The sequence below is a fragment of the Paramesorhizobium endophyticum genome (assembly GCF_014640615.1).
In the GTDB taxonomy this organism is placed as follows: domain Bacteria; phylum Pseudomonadota; class Alphaproteobacteria; order Rhizobiales; family Rhizobiaceae; genus Paramesorhizobium; species Paramesorhizobium endophyticum.
Genome location: NZ_BMHH01000015.1, coordinates 17,632 through 38,636 on the forward strand (window position 1 = coordinate 17,632; position 21,005 = coordinate 38,636).

Here is a 21,005-nt window from a genome sequence, read left to right on the forward strand (position 1 = left end):
CCTCCTTTAAGGACACTATTAACCTTCATTTTTTATTGATTAGGGTAAGCCAAGCGGGCGATCTCCTATTTGCGGGTTGCAGGGTAACATGCGTATTCAGAGAACAAATTTCCCTATCAATTCAAACGATTACGACGAACAAAGCGAAAGTCGGGACCATCTCCCGCCAGCTGGGCCGATCAGGACCGCTCCCGAATCCATCACTCCGTCCCACGCTCCGTCCGGTTCCCGCGGCCAGGCCGTCCGTCAGACCGCCCCGGGTGTCTATCAGCCGCTCCGTCCGGTCCAGCTTCAGCCGATCACGCCGCGTCCGGTGCAGTCGGTTGTCAGCAGCGTGCGGCCCGTCCCACAGCAACTGGCGGCATCTGGCCCGCGCACTGAGTACGCGAACCAATCCGGCTATCCGCCGGTGTGGAAGCACGCCTTTTCCATGGGCGAAAATGTGCGTTTCACCCGCACGCCGCAGATCGAACTGGAAAAGTCCAAGACACCGCCCGCCGATCCGCGCGCGAACGATCTGGTGCGCCCGAAGAAAGACGTTCCGGTTAAGCCCCAGCCGGCGGCAAGCGCTCCGGCTGCTGCGCCCACCCCTGCCCCGCAGGCGGTGGTCGTCACCCCTCGGCCCGTGGCCGCTGCTCCCATTGTGAAGCCGGCGCCGGTCAAGGCCGCCGCTCCCGCAAGCGAGGAGCAAACCGCGAGCCGACAGGAAACGCCTTTCAGCCATCTGTCCGATTTCGCCTTCTGGGAATCGGTCGATATCTTCGGCGAACTGCCCGCCGCTCCGGTCGCCGCCCCCGCCCGGCCCAAGCCGCAGGCGACTGCAATCACCGAGCTCTTCCGCGTGCGCGAGTGGAAGCAGCCCGGCATGGCCGAGAAGGTAGCCGAAGCGCTGGCCGCGACCATGCCCGCGGCCGCCACGCCGGAGCCGGTCGCGCCCGTAGCGGAAGTTGTCGCGACGCCGGAAGCTGTATCCGCCGAGTCGGAGACCGTGGAAGCGGTTGCCGAGGTCGTTCAGGATAACGAGCCGCAGGCCGAAGCGGCGGTGGAACCGGAAGCGGCGGTGGAAGAAGAAGCCGCCGTCGAGCCTGCGCCGGTGGCCGCCGCGCCGTCCACCAATGCCGTCGTCACCATGATGCCGCGCCGCGAGCAGTCCTTCACGCCCGCCCGCATGGAGCTACGCCTGATGGGCGCCCAAGGCCAGCATGGCTACGAGCTGCCGCCGGTCGAGCTGCTGCAGGAGCCGCCCGCGCAGGAAGGCGAAGTCATCACGCAGGAGATGCTTGAGCGCAAGGCGGGCCTTCTGGAAAGCGTGCTGGAAGATTTCGGCGTCAAGGGCGAGATCATCCATGTCCGCCCCGGCCCGGTGGTCACGCTTTATGAATTTGAGCCCGCGCCGGGCATCAAATCCTCGCGCGTCATCGGCCTCGCCGACGATATCGCCCGCTCCATGTCGGCCCTTTCGGCCCGCGTGGCGGTGGTTCCGGGCCGAAATGTCATCGGCATCGAGCTTCCGAACGCTAATCGCGAGACGGTCTATTTCCGCGAGATGATCACCTCGGAGGATTTCCAGGACACCGACTACAAGCTGGCGCTCTGCCTCGGCAAGAGCATCGGCGGCGAGCCCGTTGTCGCGGAACTGGCCAAGATGCCGCATCTGCTCGTCGCCGGCACCACCGGCTCCGGCAAGTCCGTGGCCATCAACACCATGATCCTGTCGCTCCTCTACCGCATGACGCCGGAAGAATGCCGCCTGATCATGGTCGATCCGAAAATGCTGGAGCTGTCGATCTATGACGGCATCCCGCACCTGCTGACGCCTGTCGTCACCGACCCGAAGAAGGCCGTCATGGCACTGAAATGGGCGGTCCGCGAGATGGAAGACCGCTATCGCAAGATGTCGGCGGTCGGCGTACGCAACATAGACGGCTTCAACACCCGCGTTGCCGCCGCCAAGGAAAAGGGCGAGGCGATCGTCCGCACCGTCCAGACTGGCTTCGACAAGAACACCGGCGAGACCCTCTACGAGCAGGAGGAAATGGACCTCTCCCCCATGCCGTATATCGTCATCATCGTCGACGAGATGGCCGACCTGATGATGGTGGCGGGCAAGGAAATCGAAGGCGCGATCCAGCGTCTCGCCCAGATGGCCCGCGCCGCCGGTATCCATCTGATCATGGCGACGCAACGTCCGTCCGTCGATGTCATCACCGGCACGATCAAGGCGAATTTCCCGACCCGCATCTCCTTCCAGGTCACGTCGAAGATCGACAGCCGCACGATTCTCGGCGAGATGGGCGCGGAGCAGTTGCTCGGCCAGGGCGACATGCTGCACATGGTCGGCGGCGGCCGCATCTCCCGCGTCCACGGCCCCTTCGTCTCCGACGAGGAAGTGGAAAAGGTCGTCTCGCACCTGAAGCTGCAGGGCCGTCCGGACTACCTCAACACCGTTACCGCGGACGAAGAGGAAGAATCGCCGGAGCCAGAGGATACCGCCGTATTCGACAAGACCGCCATGGCGGAGGAGGATGGCGACGACGATCTGTTCGCCCAGGCGGTCAAGGTGATCATGCGCGACAAGAAGTGTTCCACCTCCTATATCCAGCGCCGCCTCGGCATCGGCTACAACCGCGCCGCCTCGCTGGTGGAGCGCATGGAGAAGGAAGGGCTGGTCGGCCCGGCCAACCATGTCGGCAAGCGCGAAATCCTCTCCCAGTAATCGCGGCGGGGTGTTCCGCAACGAAGGGGACGATATCCACATTCCACCCTTTAGGCTCCTCTAGGCCCTCCTGCCCCGCTTCTCAGCGGGGCTTTTTTTATGAAATTCATAATCACCCAAGTATCACTTCAAGGAGAGGCCGCGCGCGCAAGTATTGTAGGAAAGCGAACGCGCGCCATATCTGCTCTTAAACAAGGCCAAATCTCCTTGGTGGGAGGCAGTATTATGTCTATGAAATTCCTGCGTTTGGCGACATTAATCGGCGTTGCGGGCCTTGCCTTATCCGGCTGCACCACGGCGGACGAGTACTACGACGGATATGACTGGCCTTCCTATACCGTCACGCCCTCCTACAGCTCAAGCCGCTATTACGATAACCGTTATTACACGAATCGGTATTATAATAGCCGCTATTATAACGGATATTATTATCGCGATTACCGGGATCGTATTGTTCCCGGACGTCCCGTCTATACGGCGCCAGCCAATCCAGTCTACATTCCAGGACGCCCCGTCGATATTCCCGGCCGTCCTGTCTATAGTCCCGGTCGTCCCGCCTATCCGCTCTGGCCAAACCGTCCGCGTGGCGATCGCCCGGCCTTTCCTGCTCCCCGCGTTGGCGAAGGCGTGTCCGTCCAGCCGATACCGCCCCGGATCGGCGAGGGCGTGTCCGTCCAGCCGCCGCCCCCCCGTCCAGCCGACGTTCCGGGCCGCCCGATCGAGCCGTTCTCTTTCCCGCGCCACAACCATCCCGCGCCCCGCATCGGCGAGGGCGTGACCGTCCCGCCGACGCCGCCCCGTCCCGCCGACGTTCCGCACCGTTCATTGGAGCCGTTCTCCCATCCGCGCCCGAATGCCAGCCGTCCGGAGCCATCCGCTCCACGGATCGGTGAGGGAGTGATCGTTCCACCGGTGCCGCCTCGCCCAGCCGATGTTCCGCCTCCCGCCCGTCCGAGCGAAAGCCGCCCAACCCCGCCGGTCCCCCGCATCGGCGAGGGTGTGATCGTTTCGCCCAGTCCGCCGAGCCCAGCCGCCGTTCCCGGCCGTCCTGCCGAGCCGGATGGCACCCGTCCGGGCCGACCCATTCGCCCGGTGATCGGGGAAGGCGCGACCGCTCCCGACGCTGGGTGAAACAAAGAATTAGCCCCGCTTCCTGAATCAAACCGGAAGATTTCCCGGCCTGCGCCTCCTGCGCAGGCCGGAACCAAACTCCCATACCAGCTGTTATCCTCCTCGCGGGTCGTAAACCACTGCGAACCCAAGGAGATAGCAATGTCCATTCGCACCATGCTTTTCACCGCCGCGGCCATGGCGCTGTCGGTGCCGTTTGCCCATGCAGACAATAACCATGCCGGCGGCGCGATCCGCTCCATGGAAACGGCCAAGGGAGACATTCTCACCGACGCCAAGGGCATGACGCTCTATATCCATGCGAAAGACGGGGTAGGTAAGTCGGAATGTTATGATCAATGTGCCAAGGATTGGCCGCCCCTGACCGCACCCAAGGGCACCGTGTCGAACGATGACGATTTCACGCTCATCGAGCGCAAGGACGGAACCCTGCAATGGGCGCATAATGGAAGGCCGCTCTATCTTTATATCAAGGACAAGAAGGCAGGCGAAACAACCGGTGACGGGGTCCACGGCGGCCAGTGGCACATCGCCAAGGAATAACAGATCGGGCGGGAGGGCGCTAATATACGCCTTCCCGCCCTTCCCTGCCAGACGGGGCTCGGCTATCTTCAAGCCTGTCCAACGAAAAGCAGGTGCAGCGCCGTGTCCCATCAGCCCAATTCCACCGAAGCCCGTGACATCGCCTATCAGCTCCATTCCTACACCAACGCCCGCAAGCAGGAGGCGGAAGGTTCGCTCGTGATCGAGCGGGGCGAGGGCATTTATGTCTTCGATAACAATGGCAAGCGCTATATCGAGGGCATGGCCGGACTCTGGAGCGTCGCCGTCGGCTTTGGCGAAAAGCGGCTGGTCGAGGCCGCCGCGCGGCAGATGGAGAAGCTGCCCTATTACCACACCTTCACCCAGAAGACGCATGGCCCCTCGGTCGACCTGGCGGAAAAGCTGATCGCCATGGCCCCCGTGCCGATGTCGAAGGTCTATTTCACCAATTCCGGCTCCGAGGCCAACGACACGGTGGTGAAGATCGTCCGCTACCGCTCCAACGCGCTCGGCAAGCCGGAGAAGAAAAAGATCATCTCGCGCATGAAGGGCTATCACGGCGTCACGCTGGCGAGCGCCAGCCTCACCGGCCTGCCCAATAACCACCGCGCCTTCGACCTGCCGATGCCGGGCATTCTCCACACCACCTGCCCGCATTACCGCGCTGGCGCGGTCCCCGGCGAAAGCGAGTTGGAATTCGCCCAGCGCTGCGCCAAGGATCTGGAAGATTTGATCCTCGCGGAAGGACCGGAAACCATCGCCGCCTTCATCGGCGAGCCGGTCATGGGCGCGGGCGGCGTGATCGTGCCGCCGGCAGGCTATTGGCGGGGAATCCAGGCAGTGCTGAGGAAGTATGACATCCTGCTTATCGCTGACGAAGTCATCTGCGGCTTCGGACGCACCGGCGAGATGTTCGGCTCGACCAAATACGAGATCGAGCCTGACATCATGACCCTCTCCAAGCAGCTTTCGTCCTCTTACCTGCCCATCTCCGCCGTGCTCATCAACGACCGGGTCTACCAGCCGCTCGCGGATCAATCCGCCGAAATCGGCACGTTCGGCCACGGCTTCACCGCCAGCGGCCATCCGGTCGCCGCCGCCGTGGCGCTGGAAAACCTCGCCATCATCGAGGAGCGCGATCTCGTGGGCAATGCCCGCAATCTGAGCCCGCATTTCCTCGCCCGCCTGCGCGCACTCGAAAGCCACCCGCTGGTGGTGGAAGCGCGCGGCGTCGGCCTCATCGGCGCGCTGGAGGTCTACCACGCCGCCTTCGCCGACAAGCCCGGCGCGCTCGGCCTTGCCATCAACCGCGCCATGCACGAGCGCGGCCTCATCGGGCGCAATGTCGGCGACGCCCTCGCCTTCTGCCCGCCGCTGATCATTACCGAGGAGCAGATCGACCAGATGTTCGGCATCGCCGAAGCGGCGCTCAAGGCGGTGAGCGCAGCGGTTGAGAATGGCGGGGCGGGCTGAGAGCCGCTTCCATCACAGTAAGAGAAAGCTAAGGTATCTGTTCCCACGCGCCCCAATAAAAACTTACGCGTGCATTGACCGAAGGTATAGCACGCTATAAGTTCTATAGAAAACAATCCATAAGGTTTCCCAAGAGCTATTACCGCTTATTGGGTTTGTCGCACCGCATAATTGCAGCAAAACAAATATTGATACAAGGACGATTTAAATGGGTGACACTCTGAAATGGACTTCCGCATCTCTCGAGGCTTTCCCGGACTTGTCCTGGAATCAGGGGAAGGACGGTCCCGGTTCCAGTGCCGTTACGCCGGCTGTAGCCGCTACGTTCAACAGCAACGGTGATCCGGATAAGGTGTGGTGCGTGTTTCGCGGTGCTGGAGCGGACTTATCCATGTATGCCGCGACCTATACCAGCCTCCCCGGCTGGCAAGGAAATTGGCAAATTTCCGGCGGCCAGCTGACCTACGAATCCCCCGCCTTGACAGCATTCCCGCAGGCAGACCCATTTTGCGTATATCGCGGCACCGACAACGGATTTTATGCCACCAAGAGCACCGATGGTCATACTTGGACCTACCATCACCCACCCTATTGGAATTTCACGGGACCGGCATTGGCAACATACAAAGGCCGGTTGTGGTGCGTTTACACGAGCTATTCGGATAAAAAGCTTTATTGTGTAAGCACCTCCAACGATCAAGACTGGGGGATATCTCATCCGCTAAACGTGGAGACGGAGAAGGCAACCGCATTGATCGCCTTCAAAGGCCGGTTATGGTGCATGTACCAAGGCGCGGGCGATGTCCTGTATGTTACGACAAGTGCCGATGGTGTGACGTGGTCTCCACCGGCATCGACGGGACAATCGAGCGACTGCGCGCCTGCCTTGACCTGGGAACCGTCCAATGACGCCCTTATATGCGTGTATGGCAACACGAAGGACAAATCGTCATTCAACTATATGTGCACCACCGTTGACGACCCCAAGAATTGGACGGCCCCCAAGCCAATAGGAAATGGGAACCTGCGCGCGTCGGGAGACGGCGCGGGGATCGCATATTACAATAATAGTATTTACTGCGTCTATCGAGGCAACCAGTAACTGAGTAGCAGCAGCAATACAGGTGAGCGAGGCTTTCGGCAAACCCCGCTCACCTCATCGGGTCCCGGTATGCCATCCCAGATACCGGGACTGGCATGTCTCCCTTTGTATCTTCAAATCACCGGCGGGTTCAGCCTCGCAAAGCCCGCCTGCCGGCGATAAGGGAAATAGGGATAGGGCGCGGTGACGGCGCTGGCCTCGTCGAGCCGGGCGACCTGTTCCGCCGTCAAGGACCAGCCGACAGCGCCCAGATTCTGGCGCAACTGCTCCTCATTGCGCGCACCAATGATCACTGACGACACCGTAGGACGGCTCAGCAGCCAGTTGAGCGCGATTTGCGGAATGGTCTTCCCGGTTTCCGCGGCGATCGCGTCCAGCACATCGATGATGCGGTAGAGCCTTTCGTCATCCACCGGCGGCCCATATTCCGCCGTTTGGTGCAGGCGACTCTGCTCGGGCAGCGGCTGGCCGCGGCGGATTTTGCCGGTGAGCCGTCCCCAGCCCAGCGGGCTCCACACCAGCGCGCCGACGCCTTGGTCGAGACCGAGCGGCATCAGTTCCCATTCATAGTCCCGCCCAACCAGCGAGTAATAGGCCTGATGCGCGACATAGCGCGGATAGCCATGCTTCTCCGCCACTGCGAGCGATTTCATGAGTTCCCAGCCCGCGAAATTGGAAACGCCTGCATAGCGGATCTTCCCGGCCCGGATCAGATCGTCAAGCGTCGACAGCACCTCCTCGACCGGCGTTCCGGCATCGAAAGCGTGCAGTTGCAGAAGGTCGATATAGTCGGTGCCGAGCCGCCGCAGCGCGTCCTCGACCGCCTTGATCAACCGGCTGCGCGAGGTGCCCGCATCGTTCGGCCCTTCGCCCATCGGCAGGCCGGTCTTGGTCGAGATAATCACCTGATCGCGACGGCCCCGGATCGCCTCGCCCAGCACCTCCTCCGAAGCGCCGTTCGAATAAACGTCGGCAGTGTCGAACAGATTGACGCCCGCTTCCAGGCAGATATCGACGAGCCGCCGCGCCTCGTCCGCATCCGTATTGCCCCAGGCACTAAAGAGCGGCCCCTGCCCGCCGAATGTTCCCGCGCCGAAGCTGAGGACGGGAACCTTCAGGCCCGATTTACCCAAATATCTGTATTCCATGATTAATTTTGCCTTCTGATGTTGAGGAATAATAGAGTTTCATGCGCTGGCAGGCGCCCCGGCCGGTACGCCCCGCCGGTCCATGCGAATGCTGATTACCGCGATAGCGAGCCCGCCCAGCGTGATGAGCGCGGCGACAACAGGGATGGCGCCAAGCCCCGGCCCGTAATCGATCACCGCGCCCCCGGCCCACGCGCCGAGCGCATTGCCAAGATTGAAGGCGGCGATGTTGAAGCTGGAGGCGAGGCTCTGGCCCGCACCCTCCGCCTTGGACAGCACCCACATCTGCAGCGGCGCGACGGTGGCGAAGGCGCTCGCGCCGAGAAGCCCGACGAAGGCAATGGCGGCGATCTTTTCATGAAGCGCGAAGGTCATGAGGCCGAGCACTGCGGCAAGCACCACCAGCGTGCCGACAACGGTCCTGACCAGATGCCGGTCGGCAAGCTTGCCGCCGACGAGATTGCCCACGATCAGCCCGCCGCCGAAGACGAGCAGGATCGGCGACACCGCACCTTCCGAAAAGCCTGTGATACGCGTCAGCGCCGGGGCGATATAGGTGAACACCGCGAAGACACCGGCATAGCCCAGCACCGTCGTGAGGAACCCGAGCAGCACCGGACGACGCGCAAGCGCCTTCAAGTCCGCGCGCCAGTCGCCCGCCTCGGGCGCAGTCTTGTCACGCGGCACGAGCAGCGCGATGATGACGAGCGCGACGGCCCCGACCAGCGCCACCGCCCAGAAAGTAGCGCGCCAGCCGAATTGCTGCCCGAGCCAGGTGCCGAAGGGAACGCCGAGGATATTGGCCACAGTCAGCCCCGTGAACATGATGGCGATGGCTGAGGCACGCTTGTCCGGCGCGACGAGATTGGTCGCCACCACCGAGCCGACGCCGAAGAAGGTGCCGTGCGCAAAGGCAGTCAGCACCCGCGCCGCCATCAGGAAGCCATAGCCGGGCGCGAGCGCGCAGGCGACATTGCCGATGGTGAAGATCAGCATCAGGCCGAGAAGCACGGTCTTGCGCGGCCACCTTCCGGTCAGGATGGTCATGACAGGCGCGCCGACGACGACGCCCAGCGCATAGCCTGATATGAGCAGGCCCGCCATGGCGATGGAGACGCCGAGATCGGCGCTCACCTCCAGCAGCAGTCCCATGATGACGAATTCCGTGACACCGATGCCGAACGCACCGGCAGTCAGGGCATAAAGAGCCAAAGGCATTTGATCGAGCCTCTTCCATTGTTGCATTGGCCCGGAATATGGACGAGCGCCATACGATGATGTAGAGAGCATTGAGGAACAGGATTTGTGAATTGAATTCACCATGAGCCGCATCGACATCAACCGCTTCGGCGAGATGGAAGTCTTCGTCCGCGTGGTGGAAATGGGCGGCTTTTCCGCTGCAGCCCGTAGCCAACGCATGACGCCGTCGGCGGTGAGCAAGCTCATCACCCGGCTGGAGACGCGCCTTGGCACAAGACTCGTCAACCGCTCGACACGCAAGCTGCAGCTAACCCCCGAGGGCACGGCCTTCTACGAACGCAGCACCCGTATCCTCGCCGATCTCGACGAGGCTGAGCGCAGCGCCTCGACCGGCGAAAAGCCCGCCGGGCGCATCCGGCTCAACACCAACGCCTCCTTCGCCACCCATATCCTCGCGCCGATCCTGCCGGAATTCCTGGCGATGTATCCCGGTGTGGCGCTCGACATGGTGCAGACGGATGCGGTGATCGACCTTTTGGCGGAGCGCACCGATGTCGCCGTGCGCGCCGGGCCGCTGAAAAGCTCCAACCTCATCGCCCGCAAGCTCGGCGCGACGCGCATGGTCATCGTCGCCTCGCCCGATTATCTCAAACGCTTCGGCGAGCCGAAGACCGTCCTGGAGCTCGAAGGGCACACTTGCATCGCCTTCTGCTATGCCAGGACCGTCAAGGGATGGCCGCTCATCCATGAAGGCAGGACCGTCACCTTCCCCGCCACCGGCGCGGTGCAGGTTAACGACGGCGAGGCCATGCGGCATATGGTGGTGTCAGGCGTCGGCCTCGCCCGCCTCGCCGCCTTCGCCGTCCGCAAAGATATCGAAGCGGGTCGCCTCGTGCCGGTGCTGGAAGATTGCAATCCCGGCGATCTGGAAGAGGTCCACGCCGTCTATGTCGGCCAGGGTGGCCCCCTACCCACCCGTGTGCGCGCATTGCTCGATTTTCTAGCCGAGCGCGCACGGGTCAGATAGAAATTAATGCTCCATTAACCGACCGTTACAACACACATTGACATTCAACCGGAGGTAGCGGTAAAGCTGCTAATATTAAATGATTACGCCACATTATGGCTGCCGCATTAGACACCGAACTCTGCCTATAGTTGTATTATCCGTTTCCGTCTCGATAATAGGATTTTTCAATGAGTGACGTTTTGAAATGGGCCGTGGGAACATTCAACACCAGTTTCCCCGGTATTAACTGGCACCCGCCGCAGGATTTCCCAACGCCATGTTACAGCTCTGCGACACCCGCGCTATGCGCCTTTATGGGGAAGCTGTGGCTCATGCACCGTGGCGGCGGGACCAATCCCAATATTTTCTACACATATTACGCGCCAACTTCCACTTCGGCAGGCGAATGGACGAATACAGAGCCATGGCTGATTCCCGGTAAGAACGCCGGCACCGGCCCTACCATGGCTGTGTACGGCTGCCAGCTATACTCCGCATACCTCGACGATATCGGAGCCATCTCAAACTTTGTAAGCAATCTTCAAACAAACGATGGCAGCTTAAACTGGAGTCCTGTTCCTTCAGGGATAGGCATTTCCTGGATAGCGCCTAAATTTGCCGCTTACGGAAACGCGCTGTGGTGCGCCTATTCCGATTCCGGCAACAAGGGCCTCCGTTTCTCAAAAAATAGCATGGATGGCAACGGATGGGGTAACGAATCGACGGGACCGATAACGTCCGCCTCACCGGGCTTTGCCGCATATCATAACAAACTATGGTGCGTATATCGCGACGAAGGCTCCAACCTCTGGGTTACCACAAGCACAGACGGCAGGAGCTGGGAAATGCCCGTTTTGCTGGGAGGCCAAACCAGCGATAGCGACCCAACTCTCTGTTATATACCTGATCTCGACATACTTGCCTGTGTATACGGAGACAGTAAGGGTCTTCAAAAATTCTACTTTACCTACACCCTCGGCAGGCCCGACGCATGGTCATACCCGATACCGATAGACGGAGTCGCTCGGGCCCCGGGTGCAGGTGCGGGCATGGCATATTACCAAAACAAGTTTTTTCTCGCCTACCGTTCAGCATAATCATCGCAAACATTCAGGAGAAATACGATGAAAGAAATTTTGAAATGGACCTCGGCTGATTTCGATCTTTACTCACTGACCTGGAAGAAAGCGCAAGACTTCCCATCGTCCTACCGCAGCTCAGCAACGCCCGCACTGTGCAGCCATGGAACTAAGCTGTGGCTCATGCATCGCGGCGATACGACGAACCAGAATATTTTCTATACATCTTACGAGGAAACCACCGGTTCGAATGGCTGGAACCCGAGGGAATGGTCGATCGCCTCTGGAGACACCTTTGCGAACCCTGCTAATGCGAGCCCCGCCATGGCCGTGTATAATCAAAATTTAGTCTGCGCGTTTAATAGCAACAAGATAGACATACTTTCGTACGCTGCCATCTCCGAAAATAACGACGGAAGTATAAATTGGAAACTCATGGATGGAATTCCAGGAACTTCGCTGATAGGACCGTCATTAGCTGAATTTAATGGAGTACTATGGTGCGCATTTTGCGAGGATGGGGACAACACGCTGTTGATCGCGCCTTGCAGAGATATTACGAAGGGTTGGCAAGATGGCGCCTGGTCCGTGGGGCCAAAAACATCCATGGCACCCGCGTTGGCTGTATTCAAGAACGAGCTATGGTGTGTATACGTTGGCGATAACCGCGCGCTTATGATCACAACCAGCAAAAACGGAACGGACTGGACGACACCAATACCGCTCGGGGGGCACACCAGCGATAGCCCGCCGACTCTTTGCTGGATCGAAGAACAAGGCGTAATCGCATGCGTCTATGGAGACAGCACAGGCCGGCCGATACTTTATCTGACCTATACCAACTTCAAAGTCGACGCCTGGTCTTGGGCCATGCCGATAAGCAACAACCCGCGAATTCCGAAAACGGGCGGTGCTCTTGGATATCATTATGGGAAATATTTCGTCGCCTATCACAGCGAAGTACTTACGGAAGATTGAATAACGCCCCAGGCCGCATAGGGAGCGTGAAGCGGGCGATATGGGCTACCCATTTGCCCGCGCGCTCTTTTTCCCCGGCTTGCTGCCGAGCAGCTTCCAGCGCGATTGGCGGGGAGAGCGCCCCGCATTTTGAACCGAGAGCGGTGAGGACGCATGCACCGACCCCTCCGGCGGATAGGACAGCGTATCGCTTATCTGCGCCTTGTCATCGTCGGAAAAATCCGGGAATGGCAGCTTCTCCCCCTTGCGCCATGCCGCGACCCTTCGCTCCGCCTCCGCCTGCTTTTCCATGTCGATCGGCAGATCCTCCAGCCCGTATTGGACCGATGACGGGAAGGCGAACTGGACGCCGGCTTCGTCGACGATTTTCATGATATGCAGCAGGATATCCTCGCGGATCGCCAGGAACTCATCACCATTGTTGGTGCGGATATAGGCGGTGATCTCGACATCGAGCGAATATTCGCCGAACCCGACGAAGCGCACGACCGGATCCTCCATCACCCGCGGATGGGCGATGAGCAAATGGCGCAATTGCGCAATGACGTAGCGCAATTGGTCGGCGGTCGTCTCGCAGCGCAATTGCAGGGTCGTGTTGAAGCGAATGCGGTCGCGCCGGGAATAGTTCTCGATCTTCATATCGGCAAATTCCGAGTTCGGTATCGAGAACACCGTGCGGTCGAGCGAGCGCACCCGCGTCGAGCGCATGCCGATATGCTCCACGGTGCCGTGCGTGTCGTCGAACTTGCAGAAATCGCCGACGCTGACCGGTCGGTCCGCATAGAGCGTGAGGCCGGAGAGAAAATTCTGCAAGGTCGGCTGCGCCGCGAGCGCCACGGCGAGGCCGCCAATGCCAAGCCCCGCCAGTACATGCTCATAGGGCAGCTGGAACACCTGTGCCAGCGCCAGGAAGGCGAAGAGGACGATAGCGGCGCGGGCAACGCCGGTCAAAAGCGCGATCAGCGTCTCATGATAGCCCGGAACGGGCCAGCGGCTACGGTAGACATCTCCGGCTTTACCGACGAGATGCCAGAGGATCGGCACAGCGCCGAGCAGGATCGCCGCCCAGCCCAGCGCCTTCACCGGCGTCGCCACCATGCTAGGCAGGCCCAGCAGACGCAAGGCCGCCAGCAGGAAGAGACCCAGAACGATGACCCGCACCGACCATCCGACGGCATGCGGCAGCGCGGGCTGTTCTTCCGGCAACACCGCCGTACCACGCCGGTGAAAGGCGAAGAGAAGTCCCTTGGCGATGAAACCACCGACAATGCCGAGCGCACCCAGAATGCCCAGCATCAGCCATTGCCACCAATCCACGGGACCGGCGCGTTGAAGCAGGGCCGGGCTGAGCGACCGGGCAAAGGACCGTATTTTGAAATAGACGTCATCGCCCGCGGTGGCCGAGAATTCCGGCGCCACCGGCACATCCTCGACGGATGCATAGAGCGAGCGGATATGGTGCAGCGTATCCGGCGTGAACTGCCAGATCACGCCCTTGTCCGTCTCGACCGGCCCAACCGCGATATTGCCCGCCGGATGCTGGAAGAACACATAAGGCGCCTTGCTCTTGGGATCGTCGGGTATCTCCTGCCAATAGACATAGCCGATCCGGTCGATCACCTTCTTGAGGTAGCGGGTGAAGAGCGGCGCTTCGTCCGCGCGCACGGCGGCGGGAATGCCCTGCATGTTGAGCGTGCTCTCCGCCGGCGCATCGCTGCCGCCGCTGAAGCTGCCGAGCAGCACCTTGAAGGCATCGCGCGGCGTGCGCAATTTCTCCGGCTCGCTCACCGTATCCACCGGCTCGCCGCGCGCCTTGGAAAGCTCCGCCAGCTTCGCCTTCAAATCATCGAGCGGCGGCCCGACGATGAACCACTTGCCGTCCTTGCGGCGGAAATTGACGTCATAGGTCACATCAGTATCGAATTGGCCGAGCCGCGCCGTCGCCTCATCGGTTTTGATCGTCCTGTGCGGCAGGTTGGAAAGGCGGAAGGTGAGCTTGTCGATGACCGCATAAAGCTCATGCACATAATCATTGATGTTGTGGCCGCCCCGGTCCGTGTCGGCGACGTCAACCACGCTCGCCGCCTTGCCGACCAGCGCCATGCCGCCCCCTGCGGCCCGCGAAATATTGTCCGCGCCGCTTTCGTTCATCGCCTTCAGGAAGGTGGCCATCGTGGCCATCGGGCTCGATTGGTCCACGGGCACACTCTGATAGAGCGCGGCATCGGCCCGAACACCGGTCCACCATTCCGCCATGGCATCGCCGAAACGGCCCATGAAGCTGGATCCATCCGGCGACTGGACGAACAGGAAGTCGCCATGACGATCCCCCTCGGTCCAGCGGCCGATCAGCTGGTTACCGACAACCTTCGCCTCGATGCGCCCATTGTAAAGGGGATAGCGCCCCGTCACCTGCTCTCCGTTCTGCTCGAACGTGACGGGAGCCGCGCCATAGGCCCATTTCGTATTCCAGGTGCCCGTCCAGTTGGCGGTTGCTTGCGATTGCGCCTCGGAGACGAGAAACATGAGGCTGAGCAACGAAAGCACGAAAAGAAGAAAGGGAGAACGCCATCCCACCCGCAACAATCCTCTGTAATTCTTCTTTCTCTGCATCGAATCCTCGTAAATTCGATGTAAATATTAATTAATATTTACAATATTTCTATAGCTACAGTAAATTATAAATAGTATTTAGATTACCTACAGAAATAAATGAAATATTTAATGTAAAATATTATAACTACTTAATAATTAGCGAAATCTAATAGAAATCAGAAGCAACCATCCCGCTCGCCCAATATAAAAATCTCGTCTATAGATTTTCCGTCGAAGGTTGAAAGCAGACGTGTCAGTCCAGGGGCACACTGGCGATAAGGGGGCAGCGCCAGCCAATCGGCAAGAGGCCCCAATCTTCGAAAGGAGAAAGCTACAATGTGGTATCCGCCAATTTGGTCAATACCGATCATTGTCACCTTTGAGATAAAAAAGACCCGCACCACCTGGTCAGTGACGGTGCGGATCCGATTCATCACGTAAGGTATCGAGGGGCAGGAGGTCGCACTCCTGCTTCTCGCTCCTTTAATCTATAACACCGCCCTCTTCTTTTCAAGCTATGCTTGCGCCTCACCTTCCGGTTCCTTCACCCGAAACCACGCTACATACAGCGCGGGCAGGAACAGGAGAGTGATGGCCGTGCCGGCGATGATGCCGCCCATCATGGCATAGGCCATCGGCCCCCAGAACACCTCGCGCGCGATAGGGATGAGCGCCAGGCTCGCCGCCGCCGCCGTGAGCGCGATGGGGCGCATGCGGTGCTGCGTCGCCTCGATCACTGCATCCCACGGATGCACGCCCTCCTTGATCAGATCTTCCACCTGCACGATCAGGATCACCGAATTGCGGATCAGGATGCCGATCAGCGCCAGCACGCCGAGAATGGCGACGAAGCCAAGCGGTGCGCCGGAAGGCAGCAGCGCCGCCACCACGCCGATAAGCCCCAGCGGCGCCACGGCGACGACGAGGAAGAGCCGCTGAAAGCTCTGCAACTGCACCATCAGGATCGTCGCGATGACGAACAGCATCAGCGGCACGACGGCGATGATGGGCCCCTGGCTCTTGGCGCTTTCTTCGACCGTGCCCGCCGTTTCGATCTTGTAGCCATCAGGCAGCTTTGCCGCGAAGGCATCGATCTTCGGCGCGAGTTCATCAACCACCGTCATTGGCATCACGCCGTCATTGATGCCCGCCGACACGGTGATGGTGGGAATGCGGTCGCGCCGCCATACCACCGGCTGCTCCAGCTCGTAGCGGAAATTGGCGATCGAGGCGAGCGGGATGGATTCGCCCGCGCCGGTGGCGATCTGGAGATTGCGCAGCGTCTCGATGGAGCCACGCTCCTTCGCATCGGCCCTGGCGATGACATTGATGAGATAGGTCGCGTCGCGCACCTGCGTGATGGTGACGCCGCCCACCACGCTGTTGAGCGCCGTCGCGATGGATTTGGACGTGACGCCCAATTGCCGCGCCTTGTCCTGCATTACGTCGACCTTGATCATGCGGGCAGGCTCGTTCCAATCATAGGCGACAATGCCCAGATGCGGATCGATGCTCATGAGGCCCGCCAGGTCCTGCGCATAACCGCGCAAGTGCTGGATATCCGGCCCGCTGATGCGATATTGCACCGGCCTGCCTACAGGAGGCCCAAGCTCGAGGAACTTCACAAAGGTATCCGTCCCGACATAATCCTTCCGCAGCACCCTGTCGAACTCCGCCTTCAGCCGGTTGCGCGCCTCGATATTCTTCGCGACGATAATCATCTGGCCGAAATAGGGATTCGCCGGCTGCACGTCGAAGGTCAGCACGAAGCGCACCGCGCCCTGCCCGATATAGCTGCTCCAATGGTCGATATCAGGGTTGCCGGCGAGCATCGTCTTCTCGAAGCGCTCCATCTGCGCCTTGGTCTCGGCGATGGAGGCGCTTTCCGGCAGCTTCCAGTCGATCACCAGTTCCGGCCGGTCGGATGACGGGAAGAACTGCTGCTCGATGAAGCGCATGCCCACGACCGACACGGCAAAGGCCAGCACCGTGGCGATGATGGTGAGCCAGTGATGCCGAACGGAGAAGCGCAGCACGCGCGAGAAGGCCATGAAGAAGCGGCGCGGCTTCTCGTCGTGATGCGCCATCTTCGCGGGCAGGAACGTCACGCCGAGCAATGGTGCGAACAGCACCGCCACGATCCACGACACGATCAGAGACACGGCGATGACGACGAACAGCGTGAACGTATATTCGCCCGCCTGGCTGGAATTAAGCCCGATGGGCATGAAGCCGGCAATCGTCACCAGCGTCCCCGTCAGCATGGGAAAGGCGGTGTGGGTGTAGACATAGGTCGCCGCCTTGTTGAGCGGGTCGCCCTGTTCCAGCCGCGCCACCATCATTTCGACGGCAATCATCGCATCGTCCACCAGCAGGCCCAGCGCGATGATCAACGCGCCGAGCGAGACGCGCTGCAGCGAGATGTCGAGATAGCTCATGGTGAGGAAGGTGATGGCCAGCACCAGCGGGATTGACAGCGACACCACGAAACCGGCCCGCAAACCGAGGCTGATGAAGCTCACGACCAGCACAATGGCGATGGCCTCGAACAACGCGCGCGTAAATCCTGATACCGCTTCCTCCACCACCACCGGCTGGTTCGCCACCTGATGCACGCCGACGCCCACGGGAAGTTCCGCGACCGCCTTATTCATCGTCTCCCGCAGCGCCTCGCCGAATTCCAGGAGATTGCCGTTCGGCTTCATGCCGATGGCAAGCCCGATGGCATCCTTGCCGTTAAAGCGGAAGAGGGAGGTGGGCGGATCGGCATAGCCGCGCGTGACGGTCGCCACATCGGTCAGCCGGAAGAAGCGGTTGTTCACCCGCAAATTCACCGCGCGAAGACTATCTTCGGAGGTGAACTGCCCGTTGACCCGAACGCTCACCCGCTCCGGCCCCGCCTCGATGACGCCGGAGGGGGTGATGGCGTTCTGGTCCTGCAGGCTTTGCAGGATCGCCTGCTCGTCCAGCCCGAGGGCGGCGAGCTGCCGCGTCGAGAATTCCAGATAGATCGCCTCGTCCTGCGCGCCGACGAGATCGACCTTGCCGGCATTGGGCACGGTCAGAACCTTGGTCCGCACATCCTCGACATAATCGCGCAATTGCCGCTGCGTCAGCCCATCGGCGGTAAAGGCGTAGATGTTTCCGTAGACATCCCCGAAACGGTCGTTGAAGAACGGCCCGAGCACTCCCTCGGGGAAGGACGAGCGGATGTCGTTCATCATGTTGCGCACCCGCACCCATGTCGCCTCGACATCCCGCCCCTTGGTGGTCGCTTTCAGATTGACAAAGACGATGGTCTTGCCCGCCGTGGTGACGCTTCGGGTGAAATCGAGATCGTCCAGTTCCTCCAGCTTCTTCTCGATGCGGTCGGTGACCTGATTGATCGTCTCATCGACCGATGCGCCGGGCCAATTGGCCTGCACCAGCATGGTCTTGATCGTGAAGGCCGGGTCTTCCTCGCGGCCGAGGTCGATATAGGAAACGACGCCGGCGACAAGGAACACCAGCATGAAATACCAGACGAGCGAGCGGTGATTGAGAGCCCAGTCGGAGAGATTGAAATTCTTCACTGGCCTGTCCCCTCTTGCGGCAAGCTGACCTTCTGGCCTTCTCCGAGGCTATGGACGCCCGCCGTCACCACATAAGCGCCATCGGCAATATTCCCCGCCGTAAAGCTCGAGCCATTGCGCGCCACCACATCCACCGCCTGCCGGGTAACCGTCCCCGTCCTGGGATCGGCAATCCAGACAAAACTCTTGCCGCCTTCCTCAAGCAGCGCCGAGAGCGGCAGTACCACCGAGGGCTTCGTCGTTACATGCCGTGTCGCAGATATCATCGAGCCGAGCCGGAACGCCGGCGGCGGATTGTCGAGCGTGATGCGGACGCGCCGTGTGCGCGTGGCAGGGTCGGATTGCGGGGCGATCTGCCGTACCCGCCCGTTCGCCCGGATGGAGGGGGCTGATTGCAGGATGACGTCGAAAGGCATCCCCTCGGGAATATCGCCGATCATGCTGTCGGGTATATCCACCACCGCCTCGCGTATATCCGAGCGCGCGACGGTCAGCACCGTCTGCCCGGCCGCGACCACCTGCCCGACTTCCGCGCTTACCGACGACACCACGCCGTCGAAATCCGATTTCAGCTGCGCATAGCTCCGCTGGTCCTGCGCCTGGGCGAGCGCGGCCTGCGCCTTTTCCACCTGCGCGCTCGCCGCGTCCCTTCCTTGCGTCGCCGCGTCCAGCATCGCCTGCGAGATATTGCCCTGTCCGAACAGCGTGCGCTGCCGCTCTTCGCTGGCCGCGGCATTGGCGAACTGCGCTTCCGCGCTCGCCAGATCCGCCCGCGCCGCCTGTAGCGCCAGATCGAGCGAGGTCGGGTCGATGGCGGCGACCGTCTCGCCCTTTTGGATAGTATCCCCCACATCCGCATCCCGGCTGATGACCCGCCCCAGCACCCGGAAGGCGAGGTTCGTGCTGTAGCGCGGCTCGACCGTGCCGACGAAACCATATGCGCGCTGCACCTGGGGTTCGGCCTTGATGTAGAGGACGGGGCGGATGGGCTCGGGCTGCTGCTGATGCTGCTCGCTACAGGCGGTGAGGAGGAGGGTGGCGAGGCTTAGGAAGGCTGCTCGTTTGAAAAAGCAGAGGGTCCGGAACCGCCGCTCACCCCCCTCTGCCCTCCTGAGCTTGTCGAAGGGCGGCATCTCCCCCACAAGGGGGGAGATTACGCCTTCACGACTGCTCGGCACCGATCGCGAACGTTGAAAGAGAAGAGGCGTGGCGCGTGTCAGCCAATCTCCCCCCTTGTGGGGGAGATGCCGCCCTTCGACAAGCTCAGGAGGGCAGAGGGGGGTGTTATAGCGCAACCGTCTCTTCATTCCCCCGCCCCCTCGACCACATCCACCACTTCCCCCGCTCGCAGCAATTGCGTCCCCTTGGTCACCACGCGCTGGCCTTCCTCAACCCCGCTGACTATCACGACCCGCTCACGCTCATAGCTCAGCACCTTCACCGGAGCGAGCGCGGCGACATTCCCCTCCCCCAGCACAAACACCGCCGGGCGCCCTGCATCTGAAGTAAGCGCGCTCCAGGGCAGTACCGCCGCGCGCTGCGGCTCAAGCTGCATGGTGCCGGTGATGGGCGCACCGAGCGCCATCTCGCGCGGCGTATCGCTGATCCCGACTTTGACGCGAACCGTGCCGGTGGCCGGATTGACGACGGGCGACACCTCGCGCACCTGCCCCTTCGCCTGAACTTTCGGATTGGCGATGAGGCTCACCGTCACCTCTTCGCCCGCCTTGCCCTTCGCCACCAGCGTCTCCTGCACGTCAAACACCGCGTCGCGCGGGCCGTCTTCGGCGATGGTGAAGGCGGTTTCCGTCGCCTGCACCACCTGCCCCACCTCGATGTTGCGCGCGGTGATCACGCCGGAAATCCCGGCCCGCAATTGGGTGTAGGAAAGCTCGTCCCTGGCATTGGCAAGCTGGCTTTCCGCCACGGCCACCGCGCTTTGCGCCGTCCGCAGGCTCTGTTGCGCTTCGTCGAATTGCCGCCGCGTCGTAAAACCCCGGTCGAGCAGCACCTGCTGCCGCTCGAAGGCGGAGCCCGCCTGCGTCAGTTGTGATTTCGCCGCGTCGAGGGAGGCTTGCGCCGTGCGGATATTGACCTGCTGCGTGGAGGGATCGAGCTTCGCCAATACTTGCGTTCCCGTGACATGCTGGCCGACATCGGCGTCGCGCTCGGTCACCTGCCCGCCGACGCGGAAGGACAGGTTGGTGAGGGTGCGCGCCGCGATGGCCCCGGTCAGCACGATCTCCGGCGCATAATCAGCATAATGGACGGTTTCGACGGCGACCGCGACGGTATCCTCGCCTTTCGCGACCTCTCCCTGCCGTTCGCAGGCCGAAAGCGCCACGACGATAAGCCCCAGGCCGACAAGCCGTCTCCAGCCAGACGCTGCAAAATGGCGCATGCCACCGTCCCTCTCCATGCCTGTCATCCAGTCCCCCCGGCACTCCTGTCCCGGAAGA

General features: G+C 61.3%; 15 protein-coding genes. 8 read left to right on the forward strand and 7 right to left on the reverse strand.

What is annotated here, in order from left to right; all coding sequences use genetic code 11:
• Positions 1-430: 430 nt before the first annotated feature.
• From IEX53_RS16575 to IEX53_RS16595, 5 genes are all read left to right on the forward strand, one after another.
• Complete coding sequence (locus IEX53_RS16575; RefSeq protein ID WP_444542151.1) at positions 431-2,716, forward strand: DNA translocase FtsK; 2,286 nt, start codon at positions 431-433, stop codon at positions 2,714-2,716.
• A 225-nt stretch (positions 2,717-2,941) separates the two neighbouring features.
• On the forward strand, positions 2,942-3,847 hold the full coding sequence (locus tag IEX53_RS16580) for a hypothetical protein (RefSeq protein ID WP_188825299.1): 906 nt from the start codon (positions 2,942-2,944) through the stop codon (positions 3,845-3,847).
• A 141-nt stretch (positions 3,848-3,988) separates the two neighbouring features.
• Entirely contained in the window at positions 3,989-4,390 is a 402-nt protein-coding gene (locus IEX53_RS16585; protein ID WP_188825300.1) for a COG4315 family predicted lipoprotein, read from the forward strand.
• A gap of 102 nt (positions 4,391-4,492) precedes the next feature.
• Positions 4,493-5,863 carry an aspartate aminotransferase family protein gene (locus IEX53_RS16590; RefSeq protein ID WP_188825301.1) on the forward strand — a complete coding sequence of 457 codons (1,371 nt, stop codon included), beginning with the start codon at positions 4,493-4,495 and terminating at the stop codon, positions 5,861-5,863.
• Between the two features lie 208 nt (positions 5,864-6,071).
• The gene (locus IEX53_RS16595) at positions 6,072-6,965 is read left to right on the forward strand and encodes a sialidase family protein (RefSeq protein WP_188825302.1); all 894 of its coding nucleotides are present in this window, start codon (positions 6,072-6,074) and stop codon (positions 6,963-6,965) included.
• 113 nt (positions 6,966-7,078) lie between these two features.
• On the opposite strand, the gene IEX53_RS16600 is transcribed toward IEX53_RS16595, so the two are convergent.
• Positions 7,079-8,113: an aldo/keto reductase gene (locus IEX53_RS16600; RefSeq protein WP_188825303.1), complete on the reverse strand. Its 1,035-nt coding sequence runs from the start codon at positions 8,111-8,113 to the stop codon at positions 7,079-7,081.
• A gap of 39 nt (positions 8,114-8,152) precedes the next feature.
• Positions 8,153-9,331 carry an MFS transporter gene (locus tag IEX53_RS16605; RefSeq protein WP_188825304.1) on the reverse strand — a complete coding sequence of 393 codons (1,179 nt, stop codon included), beginning with the start codon at positions 9,329-9,331 and terminating at the stop codon, positions 8,153-8,155.
• Positions 9,332-9,434: 103 nt separating this feature from the next.
• Here IEX53_RS16605 and IEX53_RS16610 point away from each other — a divergent pair, with 103 nt between their 5' ends.
• From IEX53_RS16610 to IEX53_RS16620, 3 genes are all read left to right on the forward strand, one after another.
• Positions 9,435-10,340: a LysR family transcriptional regulator gene (locus tag IEX53_RS16610; protein WP_188825305.1), complete on the forward strand. Its 906-nt coding sequence runs from the start codon at positions 9,435-9,437 to the stop codon at positions 10,338-10,340.
• A gap of 170 nt (positions 10,341-10,510) precedes the next feature.
• Positions 10,511-11,419 carry a hypothetical protein gene (locus tag IEX53_RS16615; RefSeq protein WP_188825306.1) on the forward strand — a complete coding sequence of 303 codons (909 nt, stop codon included), beginning with the start codon at positions 10,511-10,513 and terminating at the stop codon, positions 11,417-11,419.
• 27 nt (positions 11,420-11,446) lie between these two features.
• A complete protein-coding gene (locus tag IEX53_RS16620) occupies positions 11,447-12,379 on the forward strand; it encodes a hypothetical protein (protein WP_188825307.1) in 933 nt (310 codons plus the stop codon).
• Between the two features lie 45 nt (positions 12,380-12,424).
• Here the strand turns inward: IEX53_RS16620 and IEX53_RS16625 are convergent, their stop codons facing one another.
• The 5 genes from IEX53_RS16625 to IEX53_RS16645 all read right to left on the reverse strand — a co-directional run bounded on the left by IEX53_RS16625 (position 12,425) and on the right by IEX53_RS16645 (position 20,947).
• Complete coding sequence (locus IEX53_RS16625) at positions 12,425-14,992, reverse strand: mechanosensitive ion channel family protein (RefSeq protein ID WP_188825308.1); 2,568 nt, start codon at positions 14,990-14,992, stop codon at positions 12,425-12,427.
• 158 nt (positions 14,993-15,150) lie between these two features.
• Positions 15,151-15,408, reverse strand: a complete 258-nt coding sequence (locus tag IEX53_RS16630; RefSeq protein WP_188825309.1) for a hypothetical protein — start codon at positions 15,406-15,408, stop codon at positions 15,151-15,153.
• 81 nt (positions 15,409-15,489) lie between these two features.
• Entirely contained in the window at positions 15,490-18,546 is a 3,057-nt protein-coding gene (locus IEX53_RS16635; protein WP_188825310.1) for an efflux RND transporter permease subunit, read from the reverse strand.
• Positions 18,543-19,679, reverse strand: coding sequence for an efflux RND transporter periplasmic adaptor subunit (locus IEX53_RS16640; RefSeq protein ID WP_188825311.1), 1,137 nt, complete (start codon positions 19,677-19,679; stop codon positions 18,543-18,545). The genes IEX53_RS16635 and IEX53_RS16640 overlap by 4 nt, the downstream gene beginning before the upstream one ends.
• A 170-nt stretch (positions 19,680-19,849) precedes the next feature.
• Positions 19,850-20,947, reverse strand: coding sequence for an efflux RND transporter periplasmic adaptor subunit (locus IEX53_RS16645; protein WP_236016238.1), 1,098 nt, complete (start codon positions 20,945-20,947; stop codon positions 19,850-19,852).
• Positions 20,948-21,005 lie beyond the last annotated feature (58 nt).

Coding starts and splice junctions, on each gene's coding strand:
- IEX53_RS16575 (WP_444542151.1), top strand. CDS start 431: ATGGGCGAAAATGTGCGTTTCACCCGCACGCCGCAGATCGAACTGGAA.
- IEX53_RS16580 (WP_188825299.1), top strand. CDS start 2,942: ATGTCTATGAAATTCCTGCGTTTGGCGACATTAATCGGCGTTGCGGGC.
- IEX53_RS16585 (WP_188825300.1), top strand. CDS start 3,989: ATGTCCATTCGCACCATGCTTTTCACCGCCGCGGCCATGGCGCTGTCG.
- IEX53_RS16595 (WP_188825302.1), top strand. CDS start 6,072: ATGGGTGACACTCTGAAATGGACTTCCGCATCTCTCGAGGCTTTCCCG.
- IEX53_RS16600 (WP_188825303.1), bottom strand. CDS start 8,113: ATGGAATACAGATATTTGGGTAAATCGGGCCTGAAGGTTCCCGTCCTC.
- IEX53_RS16605 (WP_188825304.1), bottom strand. CDS start 9,331: ATGCCTTTGGCTCTTTATGCCCTGACTGCCGGTGCGTTCGGCATCGGT.
- IEX53_RS16610 (WP_188825305.1), top strand. CDS start 9,435: ATGAGCCGCATCGACATCAACCGCTTCGGCGAGATGGAAGTCTTCGTC.
- IEX53_RS16615 (WP_188825306.1), top strand. CDS start 10,511: ATGAGTGACGTTTTGAAATGGGCCGTGGGAACATTCAACACCAGTTTC.
- IEX53_RS16620 (WP_188825307.1), top strand. CDS start 11,447: ATGAAAGAAATTTTGAAATGGACCTCGGCTGATTTCGATCTTTACTCA.
- IEX53_RS16625 (WP_188825308.1), bottom strand. CDS start 14,992: ATGCAGAGAAAGAAGAATTACAGAGGATTGTTGCGGGTGGGATGGCGT.
- IEX53_RS16630 (WP_188825309.1), bottom strand. CDS start 15,408: ATGAATCGGATCCGCACCGTCACTGACCAGGTGGTGCGGGTCTTTTTT.
- IEX53_RS16640 (WP_188825311.1), bottom strand. CDS start 19,679: ATGCCGCCCTTCGACAAGCTCAGGAGGGCAGAGGGGGGTGAGCGGCGG.
- IEX53_RS16645 (WP_236016238.1), bottom strand. CDS start 20,947: ATGCGCCATTTTGCAGCGTCTGGCTGGAGACGGCTTGTCGGCCTGGGG.